This window comes from Bacillus sp. 196mf (assembly GCF_003217275.1).
In the GTDB taxonomy this organism is placed as follows: Bacteria; Bacillota; Bacilli; order Bacillales; family Bacillaceae_G; genus Bacillus_A; species Bacillus_A thuringiensis_S.
This window is the reverse complement of sequence record NZ_QJTG01000001.1, coordinates 571,459-593,159: the sequence shown is the minus strand read 5'-3', so window position 1 is coordinate 593,159 and position 21,701 is coordinate 571,459. Positions and strand designations below refer to the sequence as shown.

Genomic DNA, 21,701 nt, shown 5'->3' with positions numbered 1-21,701 from the left:
TCAATTTTTTCTTTGTTTAATTGTCCATCTTATATACGTGAATACATCCTTACAAATTCTAATAGCAAGACCACCAATAATTCCGATTGCAATGGAAATTACTAGCATCTGTCCAAAACTAAAAGAATTTGTGTACATTATGTAGAGAACGATACATATAAGTAAAACATCCGGTAAAGAAAGTAAAAACCTTTTAAGCATTCCTTTATCTCCTCTATACTTTTTAATTTATATCTTCTACTGTAATTTTGAAATAAAATTTGTTCAAAAATTCCATTTACACCCTCATTTTATGAAAAATAATAAGAATCCCTTTTCAAAAGAGATTCTTATTCAGCAGATTTAAGTTTAATTATTTTCTACATATCCTATTCCATAATTACTCCTAAAATAGAATAATATTACTAATGATTTATTGTAAATTGACTATTTGCCAGGCAACCGAATGTCGCGCCAGCTGCCTACATCGCATTGGCCAAATTCATTATTACCTACCGCGACTACCGTGCCATCCTATTTAAGGCCAACAGTATGACAACGCCCCGCCGCTATCATATCTTTGGGCCATCGCTTCACTTTTTCTTTCGATAAAAGGTAATCCATGTTTTACCTCCTTGCATATAAGCAACTGTATCATAATAGATATTTTTATCAAATTTCATTATAAATCTACATTTACAAAGAAAGCTTATTTTACTTCTTCAAAAAATAAAAACCTCCAGTTTAAATACTAGAGGTTTTCTCGTTATTTCTTCAAGCGGTCAATAAAATCGTTCAATTTATCTAGCGATTTCATATTCTGATTGCAAGCTACACCATCTTTGCAAATGTAGTTTCCCTTTTTAACGAAAGTTCCTGGTACATCGCCTTTAATTTCAACTAAAAACATTCCTACTTCTTCATGCCCATGACATAATGAACAAATGCTTTTTTTATTTAAACTTTGGAACGTTCCTTGCAGACCAACAAATTTATTTTTATCATTTTTCGCTATAATAAATTTCCTGCTTGATCCCTTATCAATCCAACTTAAATAAGATATTTCTTTCATATCCATTTCTTCCATATCAGGAAGTTTTAACTTTTTCGCCTTAGGAAATAACTTTTTTAATGTTTGTGCTGTAACTTCTTGAAACGGAATTACATACGGATTTATTTTCATTAAAAATGACTCTGCATCTTCTCTATTTTGAACTGTTAATACCGTATCAATTAACTCTTTCTGTTCATCCGTTAAATTCTCAAATACATGTATTATCTTTTCAATCGCAAGCGATTTTAACGCTTGAATTACACCTCTATCATTTGCCGTTGTATGCCCGTTTGCTAAAATATAAGCTTGTGATTTTATAAAATTATATTGATCACTTCTAATAAACGCTTCCATCTTTATCACTCCATACAAATTGTTGATCTAGTTTTATTGTATACAATGATTACGTTTTTTGATATGTAAAAGATAACTTAGAAACAAACATTACATATATCACTTATTCTCTACCGCTGCATTTCCTGACAAAAGAAGCCATCATCTGTTTTCCATTCCGCATATAATACGTCTTCAAATTTAGTAATTCCTTTTTGCTTTATTTGTTTATAAAGCCATCCTTCATCAAATCCCGCTTCCCTCAAATTATCCTTAACTACTTTTCCATCACTAATTAATGAAATTGGTAAGTATACAGGCTTATGTTTTAAACTTAAATCATTTATAGTAGGAGATTCGTATTTACTTTTTTTCAGAACGCTTATGTTTCCGTTCGGTTCCAATATCATATATTCAACTTCTCGGATTGAAAATATATCTTTTTGTTGCCTAAGCATTTGTTGTAATTGGTTTATATCCAAATGATTTACGCTTAATTGTTCACGATCAATCTTTCCGTTACGAATAATAATTGAAGGATACCCTTCAAAAAACCTTCTTGTTCCTCTTACTTTTTGTGTTATCACTTCTATAGTATAAATTAAAATTACCCAAACAAATACTGAATATAAAATAGACCATACTTTAATTTTAGGATCATATATTGAATTTCCAACGAGCTCACCTAGGACGATTGCAGAAATAAAATCAAATGGCGTTAGCTGAGATATTTGTGTTTTCCCTAATATTTTTGTAGCAATTAATAGAACAAAAAAACCAACTAAAAGCTCTATCGTTATTTGTCCAATATGATTCATATATGTTCACCTTTCTACTTTTCAAGTGCTCTGTATACCATTTAATAAAAAAACGGCACATTTTTTCTATTATCATGCCCGTTCACACCTCATATATCCAATACACATAAAACAAAAAGAGTCTGATTCAAAGTAATATATGAATCAGACTCTTTTCCTCTTATTTAGAATACACAATCTTTTTAATCGTTTCCCCAGAAAGAAAATATTCTTCTGCAAGTTGATGAATAGCAATCCCACTTTTAAACGCTTCTTTAATTGCTTTATTTCTTTCATCTAGTTGTTTTCTTCCGCCAGATCGTGTACCCCATTTATAATGTTTCGTTTCTTGTTTCGGAATGTAAATTGTTTCACCTTGTATATACTTTTGAATTTCAGTAATTAAACTCTCTGGTAAAACAGCATTAGCTTTTACGTATTTCATTTCTGCTCGCCCCTTATTTTTTATGCTTCATTTCAATAAGGTGCAAAGCCAAATATAAAAAATGATACGAGCTCATATAGGCGATTGTATATTACTTGTCTACCTCACGCAAAGTATCGCCATTTCCATACTTGGCTTTGCATGAGACGTTGCAGTGTCTGGCAATTGAATTATAATCGCCATATAAACACCTCCTAATATACCTTTTGCATTTTATTATATGATAAATTCCTTCTCCTTGCATCCACACCCTTCTTAAAGCACGAAATTACTTAGTTTGATATAATACTTTTTAACTGAATTAAAAATCATTGTGAGGTTACATTATGAAGAAAAAAATTATCATTACAATCGTTACACTATTCTTTATTATCACGGCATTATTCGGAACATACAAATTGATGAACGCAAGAAGCTTTCAATTATTTGGAGATTTAACACAACGCGTAGAAACAAATGAAAAAGTGATTGCTTTAACTTTTGATGATGGCCCTACTAACAATGTAAAACAAATATTACCGCTACTAGATAAATACAACGCTAAAGCTACTTTCTTTTTAATTGGAAATGAATTAGAGCAAAATTTATCGTTAGGAGAAGCTATCGCGCAATCTGGGCACCAACTTGGAAACCATACATATTCTCATAATAGAATGGTTTTCAAAACACCTTCTTTTATTAAAGATGAAATAGAAAAAACGAATTCATTAATCCGCCAAACAGGATTTACAGACAAAATTGATTTTAGGCCCCCTAACGGAAAAAAATTAATTGGACTACCCTATTATTTAAATAAAAATAATATCGAAACCATTATATGGGATCTTGAGCCCGATACTTTTTATAAATCTGCAGCTGATAAAATTGAATATGTTAATAAAAATGTAAAACCAGGTTCTATCATTTTACTGCATTCTATGTATGATGAGTCTAATGAAAATTTTAAAACGATTGAAGGTATTTTAGATTCTTTATCTAAGAAGGGCTATCAGTTCGTAACAGTAAATGAATTGCAAAAAAGAGCAAAATAAAAAGGTAGCGTATCTATGTATGATACGCTACCTTTCTTTTTATATAATGCCAAGTACATTTAAGAATACGATAATAATCGCAATTGGTGCGATATAACGAAGTAAGAATAACCATAACACAAATAGTTTGTATCCTTTATTTTTACTTACACCTAGCTCTTTCATTAATACATCTTTCTTCATTTTTAAAGGAACAAAGATAGAAACTAATAATACACCAAGTGGCATTAAAACGTTACTTACTGCATAGTCCGCTAAATCGAAGACTGTCTTTCCGAAAATCTTCAGATCACTTAATATACCGAATGATAATGCTGATGGTACCCCAACAACGAAGATTAATAACCCTACGATTAAGGCCATTTTTTCACGTTTTCCTTTACCTTTTGATGTTAACGATGCAACACTAATTTCTAACATCGAAATTGCTGATGTAATCGTAGCGAAGAAGAATAGTAATAAGAAAACAATGAAGAATAATTTTCCGAATGCCATTTTACTGAAAATAGCTGGCAACACGATAAATAATAGTCCCGGCCCTTGAGATGGTTCCATTCCAAATGCGAACACAACTGGGAAAATTGCAAGTCCTGCAAGTAATGTAATAACAAGAGTTAAGGCTACGATAGAAAATGCTGAACGTGGTAAGCTTTCTTCTTTCGGTAAGTATGAGCTATACGTTACCATAACGGCTACCCCGACAGATAATGAGAAGAACGATTGCCCCATTGCGTATAATATAACTTCTGATGTTACATGTGAGAAATCAGGTTGTAAGAAGAAACGAACGCCTTCTCCAGCACCATCTAATGTAAGTGCACGAACGATTAATACAAAGAATAAAACGAATAATGCTGGCATGAAATATTTATTTACTTTTTCAACACCATTTTGTACACCTTTACTTACGATGAAAATAGTAATAAGGATGAATAATAGCTGTGATCCAACTGCTAAATATGGATTGGAAATGATTTCACCAAACGTAGCTTCGTATGCTCCATTTCCTTCCCATAGTCTACCTGTAATTGCATTCCATAAATATAATAAAATCCAGCCTCCTACAACACTGTAGAAAGAAAGTAATATGAAACATGTTACAATTCCTAATTTACCTAACCACGGCCATAACGTTTTAGGAGCAATCTCTCTATATGCATCGACAGCCTCTTTTTGTGTACTTCTTCCAATAACAAATTCAGCTAATAATAGCGGTAAACCAATTAATAATGTGAAACCGATGAAAATTAGGAAGAACGCTCCGCCTCCTCCAATGCCGGCCATATATGGGAATTTCCAAATCGCTCCAAGACCAATTGCCGAACCTGCTGCAGCTAATACGAAACCTAATTTCGATGTCCATTGCTGTGAATTCATTTGTTAATCTCCTCTCTATCTCTTTTTCTTTGTTACAATTCGGTATTTATATTGTTCTATCAATACTCTTTTCTAATACGTTCACTTCCTCCCTAATAAAAAAACGTCCCTACGTAAATACGTAGGGACGACAAAAATATCGCGGTACCACCCTAGTTGTGAAGAACACTAAGAAACCACCTAAATAAAAACGCCCCTACGCAAAAACGTAGGGACGATAAAATATCGCGGTACCACCCTAGTTATGAAGACACACCAAAGTTAGGACCTAAATAAAAAACGTCCCTACGTAAATACGTAGGGACGATAAATATCGCGGTACCACCCTAGTTGTGAAAAAATCTTCACCACTTTATTTGATAACGGTATAAACTACCGTCTTTCATTTCCTCATAATGCGAGATTTATGAAAGATGCTCCAGGACGAACTTCATGAATAATCTATATACTGATTCACACCAACCATCAGCTCTCTGAAATAGGGAGATATTCACTACTATACCCTTTCATTGCCCAAATATTATTTTCCGAATTGATTACTATCATTTTTATCACACATTAAAAATAGTGTCAACTTATATTTCGAATTTTTATGTATTACAATCTATTTCAAAATTCGAAATATAAGTTTTTAGTTTAGAAAACAAGTGGATTAGTACATAACGAATTCTAACAGGCAATAGAAAAAGAATTACGTATTATTGATACTTATTCAATAATACAAATCATCTAGAAACATAACCTGTCTCTCTGTATTAATTTTTTAAGAGTTTGATGGATACCAAGAAAATTTCGCATCACTATCCAGTGGTCTATTTTTCATTTCTTCTTTAATTACACGAAACCATTCATTTAGAATTTGAGTTTTGGGCAATTGAGCAGCAAGGTTATCTTCCCAAATTATATGTGAAAACCAGGCTTTCGTTTCCCATTCAAACTGCAATTGCGCAAACGAAATTATAGGGTGATCAGCTTCATGAAATTGCTCATTTACTGCATTTGAAACTTCTGTAGCTTGCGGTAACAACTCGTTCTGAATTCTATTTCTTATCGTCTCATTTTCTAGCTGATCCCAGAAATACAATTGCCCATTTATTTGATAGAAAATATCAAATGAAGCCTCACCTTTCTTCAAATTCAATAATACGAAGGCACGTTCTACATCATTGTCAGCCGCCTTTACAGCATTAACAATTATATTTTGTGCCATTGATACCCAGTAACTAGTCGCTTCCTCTATCGGTGATTCAACATACAATTCTTCACTTAATTCATGAAGAGTGGCTTCTTGCTCATTTACTTTTTCAACTTTTTTAAAAAACCTATTAAAAAAACCCATAACTTCCCCCTTATTACTGTTTTCTATTTCACAAAATAAAAAATAGATTTTTCTTGCTCATCCACATTTACTCCTGGCGCGTATGTATGAACTTGTTGCAACACTTCTTCTATTAGCAACTCTAACTCCTGCACACTATTTTCTGGACTCCCTATTAATGTGTCCGCCATACGTTCATATAAATTTTCAGGTTTAATAGTCATTCGTTCCACATTATTAGGCATCCATTTAAACGCTGGATGATGTACATACATTTTATTCAAACCAAATAAAACACCGAATACGTTCCTTTGTACTTCGCAAATAACATCATAAAGCATAAGCCAATCTTTCCGTTTTAAAAGCGCCTTTCGATTTTGCCAACGATTACTTAACCATAGATTTTCTGAAATCATTCGTTTTACTAGTTCATCTGGATATACCACTACTCTATCTTTTAATTCATTCACTTTCTCTTCTCCATACAAACTAACACCATCATGAACGGATGATACAATACATTGTTTTTCATAACTTATATCATATTGATCCACCACATCCGAAATCACTTTCTCTACTGTCTCTGTTAAAAAGTTACTAATCTCTAATTTAATTCCCTCTTTCGTTAAATACGTTTCCGACCATTTTTCTTCCTCATACGGATAATACGATAATATTGTCCCATCAATATGATGAATAGGGGCCCTACGATCCTCATCTTCTGGCGGTGTTGACCATAAAATATGTAATTCTATATCTGAATGTTCATCTTCAAGCTTTCTAGCTACTGAACCCGCTAAAATAATGGCTTCTACTTTCGGATTTTGCCTGTAGATCTCTGACATCTCTATTGCTTTCTCTTTTAATCTCATTTCATTTCCCCCTAAAATTGCAGTAATCCCCTATATTTCATTTATCTATTTCGATATTACAGCTTGCATTACCTTTTCAAATTCCTACTACATCATATTTCTATCCAAAAGCGCTGAATAACTTCACCAGTACGAGAAGAAACTATTTCATTTTCTAACACACCGCCAACCTTTTGAATCGTTTTAGCAGAACCGATATTGGATTTATCACAAGTTATTAATACTTTCTGCAATCCTAATTTTTGTGCTTCAGCTAATGCAAGTTGTAATTGTTTCGTAGCGTAACCGTGGCGACGTTTATTTGGATGGACACTATATCCAATATGACCGCTTTCCCGTAATAATTCTGGATTTAATCTATGTCTAATATTCACAAAACCTATAAGTTCCTCTTTTTCAAAACTTAAAAACTGACTAGATGGCACTCGATTAGCTAGTAAATTTTCTCCTAGTTCTTGTTTACTCACTTTTTCAAACCATTCATCAAGAGAATCAAAGTTTTGTAAAGAACTACTTCCATGTGGTTGTTCCCCTGAGTGTAAAAACGCGTGTCTATACGCTGTAATATGCTCACTATATTCATGGGTTGGTTTTAATAGTTTCATTGTTCTTCTCCCCCTCTTCATTCCATAAAACAAACACCTTAATAGCAGCTATTCACTATTAAGGTGTTTCTATCCTTTTTATTCAAATAACCCCATGCTCAAATAACGTTCACCTGTATCAGGCGCAATACATAAAACTTTTTTACCAGCGCCTAGACGTTTCGCTATCATGATTGCAGCATAAACAGATGCTCCAGAAGACGGCCCAACTAATAATCCCTCTTGTCTAGCTAAGTTTCTCATTGTCGTTAAAGCCTCTTCGTCTGCAATTTGAATAATTTCGTTATACACTTCTGTATTTAAGTTTTTCGGGATAAACCCTGGGCTTGTTCCTACTAGTTTATGAGGACCTGGCACACCACCTGATAAAACGGGTGATCCTTTCGGTTCCACTACTGCAATATATAAGTTTGGTAATTTCTCTTTTAACGTTTCACCAGTCCCTGTAATCGTTCCGCCTGTTCCTGCCGTTGCAACAAAAGCGTCCAGCTCTCCATCCATTTGTTCGTAAATTTCAAGCGCAGTCGTATAACGGTGAATATTCGGATTAGCTGGGTTTTCAAATTGTTGCGGAATAAAACTATTCGGTATTTGCTTTTGCAATTCTAACGCCTTCGCAATTGCTCCTGGCATTCTTTGTTCTGCTGGTGTTAAAACTACTTCTGCTCCGTATGCTTTCAATAAATTAATACGCTCTTTTGACATATTATCTGGCATAATTAAAATCGCTTTATACCCTTTAGCTGCTGCATTCATCGCTAAACCAATCCCTGTATTCCCGCTTGTCGGTTCAATAATTGTATCTCCTGGTTTGATGAGACCATTTTCTTCTGCAACGTGAAGTAAATTATAAGCAGCACGGTCTTTCACACTGCGCGATGGATTAAACATTTCTAGTTTCACATACACATCTGCTGCGTCTTCCGGAATAAATTTAGATAATCGGACGACAGGTGTATCTCCTATTAATTCCGTAACGTTTTCACACAATTTCATAGCGCATCCCCTATTCTATCGTTTTCTTATCACTTGGCAGTAACCATGAAGTGAGTCCAATTAATGGTAGACAACTACATAATAGCATAATAAATTGCAGGCTATATATATCTGCTAATTTCCCAAGAACTACAGCACCTAATGCTCCAAGTCCAAACGCAAGACCTACGATTAATCCTGACACCATTCCCACTTTTCCAGGTACAAGCTCTTGTGCATATACAACAATTACACTAAAACTACTTGAACTAATAAAACCGATACATAAAAATAACGGTACGACCCACACAAGTGAGACATGTGGTAATAACAGTGCAAGTGGCGCTGAACCTAACATTGAAAATACGATGATATTTTTCTTACCAAATCGATCTGCTAACGGTCCTCCGAAGAAAGTTCCTAACACACCAGCAATCATAAATGCGAATACGAAATACTGGGCATTTTTTATAGATAAACCGTAATGCTCTATTAAGTAAAATTGATAGAAATTCCCGATACCAGCACCGTACCAAGAGCGTACAAAAGTAAGAAAAACAAGAAGTATAATAACGAATTTAATGTGTGTACTTACAATTGCATTTTCCGCCTCAAGTGCAGCCCTCTTCTTCCTTCTTACAGCACCCGTTGCTAATTCATTTTTGTACCAATTCGATACGAAAATTAATAATACAATTCCTACTGCTGCAAATGCTGTAAAACCTAACGAACCAATTTGACCGAGTGGAACGAAAATTAGCGCTGTAAAAATAGGAGCTAGAGAATTCCCCGTGTTTCCCCCAACTTGATAAATTGCTTGCGCTAACCCTCGTTTTGCACCTGCCGCCATATACGCAACACGAGCGCCTTCTGGATGAAAGACCGCGGAACCTAAACCAATAAATAAAACAGAAATAATAACAATAATAAAGTTTGGTGCAAACGCGAGTCCAATCATTCCAAGCATACTTGAAAACATGCCGAGTGGTAATAAAAATGGTGACGGCTTCTTATCTGAATACATACCAAACACCGGTTGCATAATCGATGACGTCATATTTAATGCAAACGCAATCCACCCTACTTGCATATAGGATAAATTCATCGTTTTTTCCAAAATAGGAAACAACGCCGGCACAACTGCTTGCATCGAATCATTTAAAAAATGCCCAAAGCTAATCGCAAATAAAATTCGATATATTGTCGGTGTTTCTACAGTTTTTTTGTGTGAAACTGCCTGCATATGTGAATCTCCCCTTTCTGTACAAAATATATATTTATTACAGTAGGTGTAATAAATTCTGACTTTTGAAACATTTCTATTCTATACTGCTTTCATTTCTTTTTCCAGAAATATAACTTAACTCCCGTCATTGGCTTGCATCCTTGTAACTTTCAGCGGTAAAACAGTACAAAAAAAAGACAACCCAATCACATACTGGGTTGCCTCTTACATTAAATTGCAAAATGCTTATACTTCTCATAATCACTCGTCTTACATTCTATTTGTAATTTGGTACCTTCGTTTTCGTAACTCGTAGATAAAACGTGTGCATGATTATTGAAATACGAAACTACCTGTCCTTGATCATATGGAATTAACATTTCACACTTCGTATATTCTTTATAGATGTGTGAGCCAATCATTTCTACAAGTTCTTCAATTCCAACATGTTTCTTCGCTGATAAATAAACGCGATCTTCTTGCACTTTCGGAATTTCAACATCTACCATATCTGATTTATTATAAGCATAGATCGTTGGAATATTTTCTACTCCAATTTTCTTTAACGTTTCATTTGTAATATCAATTAATTGTTCATAATTTGGATTTGCGTAATCTACAACGTGAATAAGTAGGTCTGCTTCCGCTACTTCTTCTAACGTTGAACGGAACGCCTTCACAAGATGATGTGGTAATTTACTTACAAATCCAACTGTATCTGTTAATAAAAATGATTTATTATCTGGCAAATCAATATTTCGTACAGATGTTTCTAACGTCGCAAATAACATATCTTTTTCAAATACTTGTTTTTCTTCTGTACCATTATAAATTTCAAGCATTGCATTCATCGTCGTTGACTTTCCTGCATTCGTATAACCTACTAATGCTACAACAGGTATTTCATTTTTCTTACGCTGCTTTCGCTGCGTTTGACGCTGGGCAACGAGCGCTTCTAAATCTTTATTCAAAACTGAAATTTGTTCTTCAATTTTACGACGGTCTAACTCTAACTTCTTTTCACCGACACCTTTATTTTTCGTACCAACGCCGCCGCTCTGTCTCCCTAACGATTCACGAAGACCGATTAAACGAGGCATCATATACTGAAGGTGTGCTACTTCTACTTGTAGCTGTGCTTCTTTCGTTTTCGCACGTTGCGCAAAAATATCTAAAATTAAAATGGTACGATCAATTACCTTACAATCTAAATCCTCTTCTAAATTTCGAATTTGTGAAGGAGATAATTCATCATTAAAGATAACCATATTCGCATCTATTTCTTGTACATACGCTGCAACTTCTTCAATCTTTCCTTTTCCGATATAATGCGATGGATTTACTCGTTGTAAATTTTGCATTACTTGCCCAATTACCTCTACATCACAAGCTTCCGCAAGATTTGTTAACTCTTCCATCGAATATGCAAAATCATCTTCATTACCTAAATTTACTCCAACTAAAACTGCTCTTTGTAATACTTCTTCCATATATTTATTCCTCCATTTCGATTACGTAAAATAAAAAACACAGGTCGCTGCCTGTGTTTTCGTAAACGGATAAGGGTTCACCAAAGAAATAGAAGAAAGCTATGCTTTCATCCTATTTTATAGTCAAAAAGTCCCAAGATTGTATACGTATCCACAGTAAGTGTTCACTTATACAATCCCATTCTATTTATAAAGGCAAAACAAAAAGAGGGCGTATTCGTCCCTCCCTCTTTTTCACATATAAGCTTAATAAAGGGTTCCTTTAAAATAGGCAGACCAATCCCGTTCACTCTGTACACAGACAGAGCCTTTGAGCGCTATTCAATTATTGGCACAAAGTATTGAGACGTAATCTGATTAAGATCAAAGGAAGCCCCTCCGTTCATTTTAAGTTACATAAAGTGTAGCATAAGTAATTCGCTTTCACAAGGTTTAACAACCTATATCACACTAAAGAAAATCTTTATATTTTTACTTTAATCGTCATTTTTTGCGAATTTTTCTCACAATAAAAATAACAAAAGCAATTATCAATTTTAGAAACTTCTCGTATATTATTTTTACAGCACTCGCCAAATTCCTTCATAGTAAGTTAAGTATTATCGTTTTAATACAACAAAAATCTTTATTGACATTTTTATAACCTAATATTAGTATCAGGTTATAAAGATAAAAGTTAGGAGATGTTCCTATGCATTCTAAATCTCGTATTACTGCAATTGGTACTTATGTTCCAGATCAAATATTGTCTAATAACGATTTAGAAAAGATGGTCCATACGAATGATGAATGGATTGTACAAAGAACAGGAATGAAGGAAAGAAGAATCGCTAGCGACGAAGAATACTCCTCAAACTTAGCCATTAAAGCAATTGAAAATTTATGTACAACATATAAGAAAAACTTAGAAGATGTCGACTGTATCATTGTCGCTACTACTACTGCTGATTACGTTTTCCCTAGTGTTGCTTGCCAAATACAACAATACTTCAACATACCTCATACACTAGCTTTTGATTTAAATGCAACTTGTGCTGGTTTTACATATGGACTACACATCGGTAATAGCTTAATCACTTCTGGATCACATGAAAAAGTACTTGTCGTAGCGACAGAGACATTATCTAAAGTTACTGATTATACCGATAGAACGACCTGTATTTTATTCGGTGATGGTGCTGGAGCTATTTTATTAGAAAGAGATGAAAACACCCAAAGCTTTATCGCTGCTCACATGGGAACAAACGGTGATGGCGGCATTCATCTATATAGAACAAACTTATCTACTACTATGAATGGCACACCACTGCAAACAAATGAAAAAATCGTTCAAAATGGAAGAGAAGTATATAAATGGGCAACACGCACAGTACCAAAAGGCATAAAAAATTTATTACATACCGTAAATATGCAAGTAGATGATATAGACTGGTTCATACCCCACAGCGCTAACTTACGAATGATCGAATCTATTTGCGAAAAATCTCAAATTCCAATACAAAAAACATTAACGAGCGTGGAATATATGGGGAATACCTCTTCAGTCACCATTCCACTCGCTTTAAATTTAGCTATAAAAGAAGGGAAATTAAATAACGGAGACACACTTTTACTATACGGATTTGGTGGCGGACTTACGCATTTAGGGCTTATTGTAGAGTGGAATTTAATTTAAGTGTATAAAAAGAGGCTCTAGTCAGTAACTAGAACCTCTTTTTCATTTAATTTCTTGCCCCTTTTCGAGACCATATCACAACAGGAATAAGTAATAACGCTAACACCCCTCCAGCCAATGACAATGCCGCATAACTTGAATTCGCTACTACCATACCTGACATTGCTCCACCAGAAGCTCCAGCTAGCGCAATAAAAACATCTATTTTCCCTTGTGTTTTAGCACGTGTAGACGGTGTTGTGGAATCAACGATTTGTGCTGTACCACTTATCAATCCGAGGTTCCATCCTAGCCCAAGTAAAGACAGAGCAACGATTAATAATAATAAAGAATCACTTGGCGCTGTCGCAGCTATGACACCCGCTGCAAGTAAAATCACTCCACCAGCTATGCTCATTGTAGTTCAGCCAATTTTATCAATTAACATTCCTGTAACGAGAGATGGAAGATACATTGCACCTACATGAAAACCTATCACAAGTCCTACTGCACTTAAACCGTGACCGTGGTGTCCCATATGAACTGGCGTCATCGTCATAATCGCAACCATCACTATTTGCGTAAGTATCATTACGATTGCTCCAACTGTAATACCTCGTTTATTTTCTTTCGCTTCTTCTGTTATTGGTTGTCCTTTATATGTATGTTCCTGTTTATATCTTTCTATTATGTTAGCAATAATCAAAGGATCTGGACGAAGCATAACAAAAAGAACTAGACCCGCCAGTATAAATGCTGCTGCCGATAGTATGAACGGACCTGCAAGTTTAGGAACTCCAATTGAATGAGCAAAACTTCCCATTACCCCTACTAAATTTGGTCCTGCAACTGCACCGAAAGTCGTCATTACCATCGTAATACTAACAGCCGTTGCTCTCTGCTTCTTATCTGCTAAATCTGTACCTGCATAACGAGCTTGTAGATTCGTGGCTGTACCGGCACCATATATAAGTAAAGAAATAAGTAAAAGAATAATACTATTTGTTAAAGCTGCCATTACAACACCAATTGCTCCAAATCCGCCTACTATAAACCCTGTTGCAAGACCTATCCGGCGTCCATATCGTTGCGAAAGCTTCCCTACTATGAAAGCTGCGAATGCCGATCCTAATGTAAACATAGCAGTTGGTAATCCTGCAAATGCATCTGTTCCAAGCATTTGCTGCGCAAGAAGTGCTCCCACTGTAATACCAGCAGCTAGTCCTGCACCGCCAAACATTTGTGAAATGCTGACGATTATTAACGTTCGTTTGTATAGTTTTTGTTGCTCTTCTTCTGTGTACACATGATTATCTATTAAAGCCCCTGCCTTATCTAGCAATTCCCCATCCTCCTTTTAAAATTAATTCCTCTTGTTAATGTACTATGTATAACGTTACATATTCAATGGCATTTTCCATTCCTTCCTTTCATTCTAAAAAACTTTCTAATCATACTCGACTTATCCCATGCTATATTAAAAATACTACTATTCACAATATGCAAGGAGAAAACAATGAAAAAAACAGGCTGCTATAGCCTGTTTTTCTTTACGCTTCTTCTACTAATCTTCCCCTTCTCTTTTTACTCAAAGCTTTCCCTTCCCAAAACAACAAACTTACGAAAGCACAAATTAAAATAATTGGCACACTTGCTTTATATAAATCTGTAAAACTCATAGCCATCTGATTCTTGGCATAATGATTCACATCATTTGAAAATGTGAGTACCTCTTTCTTTATACTTTCCTCTTGTTTTTCAACTTCTTTTGTCACTTGCCTCATAACTTCTTCTCTTTTTACATCTCTATATTCTACTGGAACTTTTCTTAATATTTCATCCGTCTTGTCGCGAATCAATTCTTCCTTTTTCTCTTTACTTAATCCCATTGTCATTGCATTTTGTTTCTTATTTATATTCGACTCTAAACTTTGATTCTCTATTTTCTCTTTAGTCATTTGTAAAATTTCAGTTTGCTCAGTACTATTCACATGAATAGTACGCACCTTTTCTTCTGCATAACGATATATTTTTTCTTTATTTACAGTTAAATTGTGAGTTAAGTTAGAGACAAATATTGCGACTGCCAATACAATTCCGACTTGTCGTAACATTGATACAACACTTTGAGAAGCAGTTAACAATTCTCCTTCAAACGAAGACGCACTTAAAACTGTAATTGGCCCCACTACTAAACCATATCCAACACCTAATATCATACATGGAATAATAATTTCTATATTTGTTGAATGCACATCAATCATTTGCAACCAATAGTAGGAAAGCCCCATAATAAGAAATCCTGACAAAATAATAGTTACTTTTCCGAGTTTTTTAATTAAAGTTGCTGCAACTGGTGAGACAAAAAATATCATTGCTGAAATAGGTGTCACTAAAAAAGCCGCTTCAATTTCCGTTCGACCTTGTAGTTTCGTCAAGAACGTTGGAAGCAATACAGTAACTCCAATTAAAAATAAATTACTTAATATAACAACGATAGACGCTCCGACAAACATTCGATCTTGAAATAACTTTAAATTCACCATTGGATTATGAATCTTTCGTTCTACTAAAACAAATAGAATAAGAGAAATAGTGCTAATTGCATAACAAGACAAAGCAATATTACTTTGCCATCCCCATGTATTACCTTTTACTAATATGAGAGTAAATGAAAAAATTGCTGTGCTACTTAATAGTAGTCCTATCCAATCTATTTTTGAGATAATACGTTCTTCATTTTTTATTTGTAGCATGATGCAACATAACACGATTCCTATTATACAAACCGGAACATTAACGAAGAACACCCATCTCCATCCTAAATTTTGCGTAATAATTCCACCTATTACTGGTCCCATAGCAGCTGACAATCCTTGTGTTACTCCTAAAATTGCAAGCGCAACATGCCTCTTAGCTCTAATGGCATAGCTGATACACCAATTACCATACTTGTTGGAAATAAAATCGCTGCCCCAATACTTTGTATAAAACGAGAAAAAATAAGAAAATCACCTGTATTAGCAAAAGCGCAAAGTACCGATCCACCACCAAAAATCACCAGACCAAGAATATACATCTTTGCTTTTCCATAGATATCAGCTATCCGCCCTAACGGAATGGCAAGTACTGCAATCGTCATTGTATAAACATTTAATACCCAAGACATCTTTTCTAACGAAGTATTTACACTCGATTGTATTGCCGGTAAAGCTATATTCATAATTGTCGTATCAATCATACAAAGAAAGATACCTAGACACATTAAAAAGACAATCTTAATACCCTTTGATTGCTCCATCTTTATATACCCCTTTATTTATTGTGAACGCGTTTTTCATTCTTCTGTTTTATTGTTTTCTTTCGCCTCTAACTCTTCTAATTTTTTCTTCAAAGTCTCCACTTGTGCACTATACGATGCAATACCTACATCTAGTGAAATTTCTTCGACGAAAGTAATACCTACTCTCCACTTTTCATATTTCAATCGAAGATCTGCAATGTACGCTTCTTTTCTTTCAATTTCATCTTTAATCCATTTTTTTATTGTTACATCATCACTATAGTTACCAAAATACATTCTCATTAAAAAATCCGAACGTAAAACATCCTTCTCTACAGGTGTCTGCATGTATTGATAAAATTCTTCACGCCCCTCATCTGTAATAAAGTACATTTTCTTATTCGGTTTTCCCTCTTGCATGACAACCTCTTTTTTTATTTTCCCTTCATTCTCCAATTGTCGTAACGTTGGATAAATCATTCCAAAACTTCCATCAAAAAAATGAGTAAATACGTCTTCAAACACAATTTTAATATCGTAACCAGACAATTCCTTTTGCATTAATAAACCTAAAACAACATCTCTTCCCTTCAAAGTAAAACCCCCACATATAATATAATCAATAATCATATTAACATTGTTAATATGATTATTGATTATATACCTTATTCTGTTAATTGTAAAATGTTTCCAAATAAAAAAGCCCCATAATTTGGTTTCACCAATTCACAGGACCATTTTCTTTTTTACTCTTTAACACCTACATCTTGCAAAACTTCAATATCCTCTTTCATTTCATAATAATAAGAAGGCAATTCTATACCATGTTCTAAGAAATAATCCTCAATGAATGAAATAATGATTTTTAACGTTTTCACACGGGCATACAATTTATCGTTACTTTCAATAATATGCCACTTCGCATTTGGCTTACTTGTTCTTTCAAACATGTCTTCCATCGCTTCAACATACTCATCCCATTTTTCACGATTACGCCAATCTTCGTCTGTAATTTTCCATCTTTTCAAAGGATTTTTCTCTCTATCTTTAAATCTCTTTAACTGTTCCTCTTTACTTATATGATAGAAGAACTTCCCTATTATGTAATGGTCATCTGTTAGTAGTTTTTCAAAATCATTAATCTCATCATATGCTCTCATCCACTCTTCCTTTGTAGCAAAACCTTCAACACGCTCAACTAACACACGACCGTACCATGAGCGATCAAAAATAGTAATTTGCCCGTACTGTGGAATTTTGCGCCAGAAACGTTGCAAATAATGGTAACGTTTTTCATGAGGTGCAGGTGCTCCAATTGGATTTACTTGGAACCCACGTGGGTCAAGATGTTCCGTCACCCGCTTAATTGCCCCACCTTTACCAGCCGCATCCCATCCTTCCATAACAAGCATAACCGCGATTTTTTCTTCTTTCAAAATTTGTTGTAATGCTAATAAGCGCCTTTGATATTTTTCGAGTTTCTTGTTGTACTTAGATTTTGATTCAATTTTTTTCGTTAAGTCTACTTTAGCAAGATGTCCATTTTCCATAAAACAAATCCCCCTTGTTGTATGACAATGTTATTTTAACATATTTTTGGTAATTTTTTCATATCCTAAATAGCTGTGTAGAAACATCTCTACACAGCTTCCCTCTCTAATTTCACATATACAAGCACATTTAACTACATTAAAACAAATAATTTATACGGAATTCTTAGTATATTCTTTTTATTAAAACGTAAAAATAGCCCTTTTAAAAAGGGTAGTAATCTAAGTATAGAAAAAACAAATTTATTCTTTCTTACTTCATACGTAATTATGCTAGCTATAAGAGTAGTGAATAAGATATTGATTCACTACTCACAATAACCACTTTACATTATATGGTATATTAACTCGTAAAAAGAAGATAATAACAAGTAAATCCATTAAAGAATGGGAGCTCTAAAAAAAATGAAACGAAAAATATTAACTCTCTTTACGCTTATATGTTTAGCACTACCAATGCAAGCTAGTGCTTACACATTTCAGTCACTGCCGATTGCGTCAAAGTCTAAACAATGGTATGTCGAAATTGATAAATCTCATAACTCAAACAAGCAAGCAATCCAGCCGAAACAAGGTGTATTTGATACGTATAGTTTACTCGTAAAAAACATCGGTCATGATGTATCAAACGTATCTGTGGAAATACTTGATAACAACCCTACCTCTAAAGCTACCTTTAAACCTACTACATCTAATGGAAACATTTCTAAAAGGCATACAAGCTTTGACTACATGGTATTCCCATTAGACTTTAATAGTCATAATTTTAAAGTTGTGATCACTTGGGAAGAAAAGAATTTCTCTTATAACGGCCATCCGGTAAATGAAGGTAAAAAAATGAAACAAACATTTGTATTTAATGAAGAATAAGTCCTAATTTCTTTAGGGCTTATTCTTTCTTATGGATACCAATCGATACAGCACTAAAGCTACCTATGCAAACTTAGTTTAAAGAAAGATTCCCATTATTTTTTGAAACAGGCACTTTTGAAATTCAACGTGTTTGGGATAATGAGCTAAATAAACAAATTTCTATGACAATTACCCATACATAAAAAAGCTTGGAAACCCATCCAAGCCTTTCTTACTTCTGTGCAATTTTTTCAATCTTATAATGAATATGTAAAAATTCAAGTCCAAATAGCCACATGCTATGATGAGCTGTTAACATTTTATCCTTACCCTCTGTAATGATGAAAGTCTCTGCTAACGGTAAACAGATTGTTAAAAACCGAGTATGTAAATAAATCCCCTCATCTCCCTGGCCATTTTCTCTTAACTTACTAGTAATGATTAAATCATGATTATCATTACATAGCCTCAAAATACCAGTAATATTCGAATAAGGTAAAGGCAAGGCGATATTCATATATGTCTCATCCTTATCTGTATGCTTTGAATAAAGAGCTACAAAAATAGATTCACCTGCTTCATTTTTCCTTAGCCAAGCCCTTACATTCTCTCTTCCATCTTCCTCATCCATTACACCAATGATAGAGCCATGCATCGTTTCCCACTTGTCGCCCATTCCTAAATGTATTTGTCCTACATGCTTGCTCATTTTCTCATAACAAAATGCAAATAGGCGGAACCAACGAGCCCATTTAATATTTGATTGCAACTCATACTCTGTTGTATTTTCATAAAAACGAATAATACTTAAAGGTACCTTCGTCACGTCAAATGACTCACTATGAAAATCAGTTATTTGATCAACTAAACCGTTGTATTCCTTACTGCCTACTAAATTGCCGCTATATAAAAAAGCCTCACCAATTGCCACACTTCCTCTTAATTTACTCATTGGTTTCCCATAGTATTTATAATTCGGAACACTCTTTTCGATCATCCAGCCGACAAATGCCGGTAACGCTACTCCAATTCCGTTGACAACACCGTGAATCCAAACCATTTGAGCAATTGTAATCGTCATTACATGCTTCAAATTCCCGTATGAGTATATAAGTGAGAACATAATTGTAACCATGAGTGTACTAGACGAAACGATTAAAAGAATCTTTGCACTGATAGCATTAAATTTTGCTCTCCAAACGTAAAATCCATATCCATAAATCGCACATAAATATAGGAGCACTGCAAAAAATTCAAATATTCTCGAGTATGTAATTCCTATTGCAACTGTCATAGGTGAAATCATGATGATAAACATAATAGCATCATATACTTTACTTCTCTTTTCTCTTTTTCTCCCTGTTAAACCAGCTGATAATGGCAATAGAAACGCCGAATAATGAAAATGCGCTGCTGTGAGTAAAACAATGTCAGAGCTAAAATGCATAATTGAAAGTTTTGCTACTGAAGCAAAAAACCAAAAACCACCTAAAAACAAATAAATATACGCACTATCTATGGCGTTCTCTTCTAGCGGCTTCCATCCTCTTTCTAGCAATCTACTTACACCAAATAACGCAACAATTCCTGTATATACAAACCAAACTAGCGCAAATACATAGTGATTTGTGACGAAAGCTAGCATTGCACAAATTGCTGCGATTGGATATAAAAACGATACGAATTTATAAAATAATAAATACGATCCATCTCTTTTTCTTTTATCAATAATACAAAGTGACATTGGTATAAATAATAAAACAGATAATAATATAATTGCTTCAACAGGATTTACATTCGACCACTCATATATTAGAAAAACAACATAACAAGCAAGCCCAAATATTATATTTTTCATATCGTTTATTTCCTTTCCAAAAATGTTCCCTTATATGAAAAAAGCGAGCCAATTAACGGGTTTCGTACTTGTACGTGAATTCGAAAACATTGTAGTTCATCATCATAACTTTCAACAATTTTTGCCTCACCATACAAAAATTTTGGTAACGGAATTTTTCTTCCAAACATATAAAACCATTGTTTCTTTGAAGAAATATGCATTGCCCCTAACTCATCGATATGAAAATGCAGTGTAGAAACGAGTAAATGTGGTTCGCCAAAATAATCTACAATTTCATTTTCGTTTCCATCCAATTGCATAACTGCATTAAAATATCTTTTCTTATTTCACCTATTGATTCCCCTTCTCCAGCTATTTCAAACCCAAATCCAATCTTTGTTTTATACAAAAACTTCTGTGGTTCTCCTTCTTTTTTCTCTAAATACGAAATTTCAGTAAAGCGAGCATCCCACTCTGTATGTATATCTGGTTCTTGCGTATATTCCCATAATTTTTCCATCGTCGTTTTCATTTTTGTCGCAACATAAATAGGCTGTTTCCTTTTCATTCTCCCACCTCCTATGCACTATAAGTTTAATGTACATGCAATGAATTTATTTTGCTACATTTTTCACAAACTTTCCTGGAAAAAGAAAGAATTTTAAAAATATATATAAAACACTTGATTCCCCGAAAAATTTAAATTATTATAAAACAAATGTTACCAACAACTACATAAATCAAACACTCTCGCCTAAAACGTGAGATAGAGGTTGCGATACTTATGAGTATTCTAATGGAGACACAGAGATGTCTATGAACTTAGATGAAAGGAAGTATTGCCGAAATTGATAAGTTTCTCTGCATTTATCAATTGGGGCTGTTTTCGAATAGAAACAGAACTGTCATATGTACAGACGTGTATGTATGAAGAGCTATCTACAAAAAAGAGATATCATTTTTTATGATATTCCTTTTTTGGCGGTTTTTTTATTAGCTCCGTTTTCTGTTTCCCTTTTCC

General features: G+C 34.1%; 17 protein-coding genes, 6 pseudogenes, 1 riboswitch and 1 other annotated feature. Of the genes and pseudogenes, 4 read left to right on the top strand and 19 right to left on the bottom strand.

Translation table 11 applies throughout. From position 1 onward, the window contains the following. The 5 genes and pseudogenes from ATL10_RS03330 to ATL10_RS03305 form a co-directional block, all read right to left on the bottom strand. Window positions 1-201, bottom strand: a complete 201-nt coding sequence (locus tag ATL10_RS03330) for a hypothetical protein (protein ID WP_000919314.1) — start codon at window positions 199-201, stop codon at window positions 1-3. Window positions 202-444: 243 nt separating this feature from the next. Further along, window positions 445-603: pseudogene (locus tag ATL10_RS03325) on the bottom strand (RCC1-like domain-containing protein); the annotation flags it as partial. Window positions 604-745: 142 nt separating this feature from the next. After that, complete coding sequence (locus tag ATL10_RS03320; RefSeq protein ID WP_110496419.1) at window positions 746-1,387, bottom strand: FusB/FusC family EF-G-binding protein; 642 nt, start codon at window positions 1,385-1,387, stop codon at window positions 746-748. A gap of 110 nt (window positions 1,388-1,497) precedes the next feature. After that, window positions 1,498-2,184, bottom strand: a complete 687-nt coding sequence (locus ATL10_RS03310) for a DUF421 domain-containing protein (protein WP_001015543.1) — start codon at window positions 2,182-2,184, stop codon at window positions 1,498-1,500. A 160-nt stretch (window positions 2,185-2,344) separates the two neighbouring features. Then, entirely contained in the window at window positions 2,345-2,608 is a 264-nt protein-coding gene (locus ATL10_RS03305) for a CD3324 family protein (RefSeq protein WP_000878325.1), read from the bottom strand. Between the two features lie 326 nt (window positions 2,609-2,934). On the opposite strand from ATL10_RS03305, the gene ATL10_RS03300 reads away from it, so the two are divergent. After that, window positions 2,935-3,639 carry a polysaccharide deacetylase family protein gene (locus tag ATL10_RS03300; protein ID WP_110496417.1) on the top strand — a complete coding sequence of 235 codons (705 nt, stop codon included), beginning with the start codon at window positions 2,935-2,937 and terminating at the stop codon, window positions 3,637-3,639. Window positions 3,640-3,678: 39 nt separating this feature from the next. Here the strand turns inward: ATL10_RS03300 and ATL10_RS03295 are convergent, their stop codons facing one another. The 7 genes from ATL10_RS03295 to hflX form a co-directional block, all read right to left on the bottom strand. Continuing rightward, window positions 3,679-5,016 (bottom strand): sodium-dependent transporter, encoded by a 1,338-nt coding sequence (locus tag ATL10_RS03295; RefSeq protein WP_001088187.1) that lies wholly within the window; start codon window positions 5,014-5,016, stop codon window positions 3,679-3,681. A 296-nt stretch (window positions 5,017-5,312) separates the two neighbouring features. Continuing rightward, window positions 5,313-5,535: a binding site (T-box leader), on the bottom strand. A 244-nt stretch (window positions 5,536-5,779) separates the two neighbouring features. Beyond that, window positions 5,780-6,355, bottom strand: a complete 576-nt coding sequence (locus tag ATL10_RS03290) for a hypothetical protein (RefSeq protein WP_110496415.1) — start codon at window positions 6,353-6,355, stop codon at window positions 5,780-5,782. 23 nt (window positions 6,356-6,378) lie between these two features. Further along, window positions 6,379-7,206, bottom strand: a complete 828-nt coding sequence (locus ATL10_RS03285; protein ID WP_110496413.1) for a DUF4037 domain-containing protein — start codon at window positions 7,204-7,206, stop codon at window positions 6,379-6,381. Between the two features lie 92 nt (window positions 7,207-7,298). Beyond that, on the bottom strand, window positions 7,299-7,811 hold the full coding sequence (locus ATL10_RS03280; RefSeq protein ID WP_000771301.1) for a GNAT family N-acetyltransferase: 513 nt from the start codon (window positions 7,809-7,811) through the stop codon (window positions 7,299-7,301). Window positions 7,812-7,889: 78 nt separating this feature from the next. After that, complete coding sequence (gene cysK / locus ATL10_RS03275) at window positions 7,890-8,807, bottom strand: cysteine synthase A (RefSeq protein WP_000762271.1); 918 nt, start codon at window positions 8,805-8,807, stop codon at window positions 7,890-7,892. A 10-nt stretch (window positions 8,808-8,817) separates the two neighbouring features. Then, window positions 8,818-10,029, bottom strand: coding sequence for an MFS transporter (locus ATL10_RS03270; protein WP_001149399.1), 1,212 nt, complete (start codon window positions 10,027-10,029; stop codon window positions 8,818-8,820). Between the two features lie 212 nt (window positions 10,030-10,241). Beyond that, entirely contained in the window at window positions 10,242-11,501 is a 1,260-nt protein-coding gene (hflX, locus tag ATL10_RS03265; protein ID WP_000393275.1) for a GTPase HflX, read from the bottom strand. A 691-nt stretch (window positions 11,502-12,192) separates the two neighbouring features. Here hflX and ATL10_RS03260 point away from each other — a divergent pair. Then, entirely contained in the window at window positions 12,193-13,176 is a 984-nt protein-coding gene (locus ATL10_RS03260) for a ketoacyl-ACP synthase III (protein WP_090976140.1), read from the top strand. 46 nt (window positions 13,177-13,222) lie between these two features. Here ATL10_RS03260 and ATL10_RS03255 read toward each other — a convergent pair. The 4 genes and pseudogenes from ATL10_RS03255 to ATL10_RS03240 all read right to left on the bottom strand — a co-directional run bounded on the left by ATL10_RS03255 (window position 13,223) and on the right by ATL10_RS03240 (window position 17,988). Continuing rightward, window positions 13,223-14,497 (bottom strand): annotated as a pseudogene (locus ATL10_RS03255) (MFS transporter). A 208-nt stretch (window positions 14,498-14,705) separates the two neighbouring features. After that, a pseudogene (locus ATL10_RS03250) lies at window positions 14,706-16,456 on the bottom strand (MDR family MFS transporter). A gap of 36 nt (window positions 16,457-16,492) precedes the next feature. Beyond that, window positions 16,493-17,032, bottom strand: coding sequence for a PadR family transcriptional regulator (locus ATL10_RS03245; protein WP_000678346.1), 540 nt, complete (start codon window positions 17,030-17,032; stop codon window positions 16,493-16,495). Between the two features lie 152 nt (window positions 17,033-17,184). Further along, on the bottom strand, window positions 17,185-17,988 hold the full coding sequence (locus tag ATL10_RS03240) for a polyphosphate kinase 2 family protein (RefSeq protein ID WP_016082097.1): 804 nt from the start codon (window positions 17,986-17,988) through the stop codon (window positions 17,185-17,187). A gap of 405 nt (window positions 17,989-18,393) precedes the next feature. On the opposite strand from ATL10_RS03240, the gene ATL10_RS03235 reads away from it, so the two are divergent. Both ATL10_RS03235 and ATL10_RS03230 read left to right on the top strand, forming a co-directional pair. Beyond that, window positions 18,394-18,858, top strand: coding sequence for a hypothetical protein (locus ATL10_RS03235; protein ID WP_065228615.1), 465 nt, complete (start codon window positions 18,394-18,396; stop codon window positions 18,856-18,858). 29 nt (window positions 18,859-18,887) lie between these two features. After that, window positions 18,888-19,043, top strand: a pseudogene (locus tag ATL10_RS03230) (DNA mismatch repair protein MutT); the annotation flags it as partial. Between the two features lie 29 nt (window positions 19,044-19,072). Here the strand turns inward: ATL10_RS03230 and ATL10_RS03225 are convergent. The 3 genes and pseudogenes from ATL10_RS03225 to ATL10_RS03215 form a co-directional block, all read right to left on the bottom strand. Continuing rightward, window positions 19,073-20,698 carry a YndJ family protein gene (locus tag ATL10_RS03225; RefSeq protein ID WP_065228614.1) on the bottom strand — a complete coding sequence of 542 codons (1,626 nt, stop codon included), beginning with the start codon at window positions 20,696-20,698 and terminating at the stop codon, window positions 19,073-19,075. 5 nt (window positions 20,699-20,703) lie between these two features. Further along, window positions 20,704-21,027 (bottom strand): annotated as a pseudogene (locus ATL10_RS03220) (DUF4166 domain-containing protein); the annotation flags it as partial. After that, a pseudogene (locus tag ATL10_RS03215) lies at window positions 20,970-21,248 on the bottom strand (hypothetical protein); the annotation flags it as partial. The pseudogenes ATL10_RS03220 and ATL10_RS03215, both read right to left, overlap by 58 nt. Window positions 21,249-21,439: 191 nt before the next feature. Then, window positions 21,440-21,626, top strand: a riboswitch (Lysine riboswitch). Window positions 21,627-21,701: the final 75 nt, after the last annotated feature.

Bases quoted from the DNA above. Each gene is read 5' to 3' on its own strand.
- ATL10_RS03330 (WP_000919314.1), bottom strand. From the start codon at position 201: ATGCTTAAAAGGTTTTTACTTTCTTTACCGGATGTTTTACTTATATGT.
- ATL10_RS03320 (WP_110496419.1), bottom strand. From the start codon at position 1,387: ATGGAAGCGTTTATTAGAAGTGATCAATATAATTTTATAAAATCACAA.
- ATL10_RS03310 (WP_001015543.1), bottom strand. From the start codon at position 2,184: ATGAATCATATTGGACAAATAACGATAGAGCTTTTAGTTGGTTTTTTT.
- ATL10_RS03305 (WP_000878325.1), bottom strand. From the start codon at position 2,608: ATGAAATACGTAAAAGCTAATGCTGTTTTACCAGAGAGTTTAATTACT.
- ATL10_RS03300 (WP_110496417.1), top strand. From the start codon at position 2,935: ATGAAGAAAAAAATTATCATTACAATCGTTACACTATTCTTTATTATC.
- ATL10_RS03295 (WP_001088187.1), bottom strand. From the start codon at position 5,016: ATGAATTCACAGCAATGGACATCGAAATTAGGTTTCGTATTAGCTGCA.
- ATL10_RS03290 (WP_110496415.1), bottom strand. From the start codon at position 6,355: ATGGGTTTTTTTAATAGGTTTTTTAAAAAAGTTGAAAAAGTAAATGAG.
- ATL10_RS03285 (WP_110496413.1), bottom strand. From the start codon at position 7,206: ATGAGATTAAAAGAGAAAGCAATAGAGATGTCAGAGATCTACAGGCAA.
- ATL10_RS03280 (WP_000771301.1), bottom strand. From the start codon at position 7,811: ATGAAACTATTAAAACCAACCCATGAATATAGTGAGCATATTACAGCG.
- cysK (WP_000762271.1), bottom strand. From the start codon at position 8,807: ATGAAATTGTGTGAAAACGTTACGGAATTAATAGGAGATACACCTGTC.
- ATL10_RS03270 (WP_001149399.1), bottom strand. From the start codon at position 10,029: ATGCAGGCAGTTTCACACAAAAAAACTGTAGAAACACCGACAATATAT.
- hflX (WP_000393275.1), bottom strand. From the start codon at position 11,501: ATGGAAGAAGTATTACAAAGAGCAGTTTTAGTTGGAGTAAATTTAGGT.
- ATL10_RS03260 (WP_090976140.1), top strand. From the start codon at position 12,193: ATGCATTCTAAATCTCGTATTACTGCAATTGGTACTTATGTTCCAGAT.
- ATL10_RS03240 (WP_016082097.1), bottom strand. From the start codon at position 17,988: ATGGAAAATGGACATCTTGCTAAAGTAGACTTAACGAAAAAAATTGAA.
- ATL10_RS03235 (WP_065228615.1), top strand. From the start codon at position 18,394: ATGAAACGAAAAATATTAACTCTCTTTACGCTTATATGTTTAGCACTA.
- ATL10_RS03225 (WP_065228614.1), bottom strand. From the start codon at position 20,698: ATGAAAAATATAATATTTGGGCTTGCTTGTTATGTTGTTTTTCTAATA.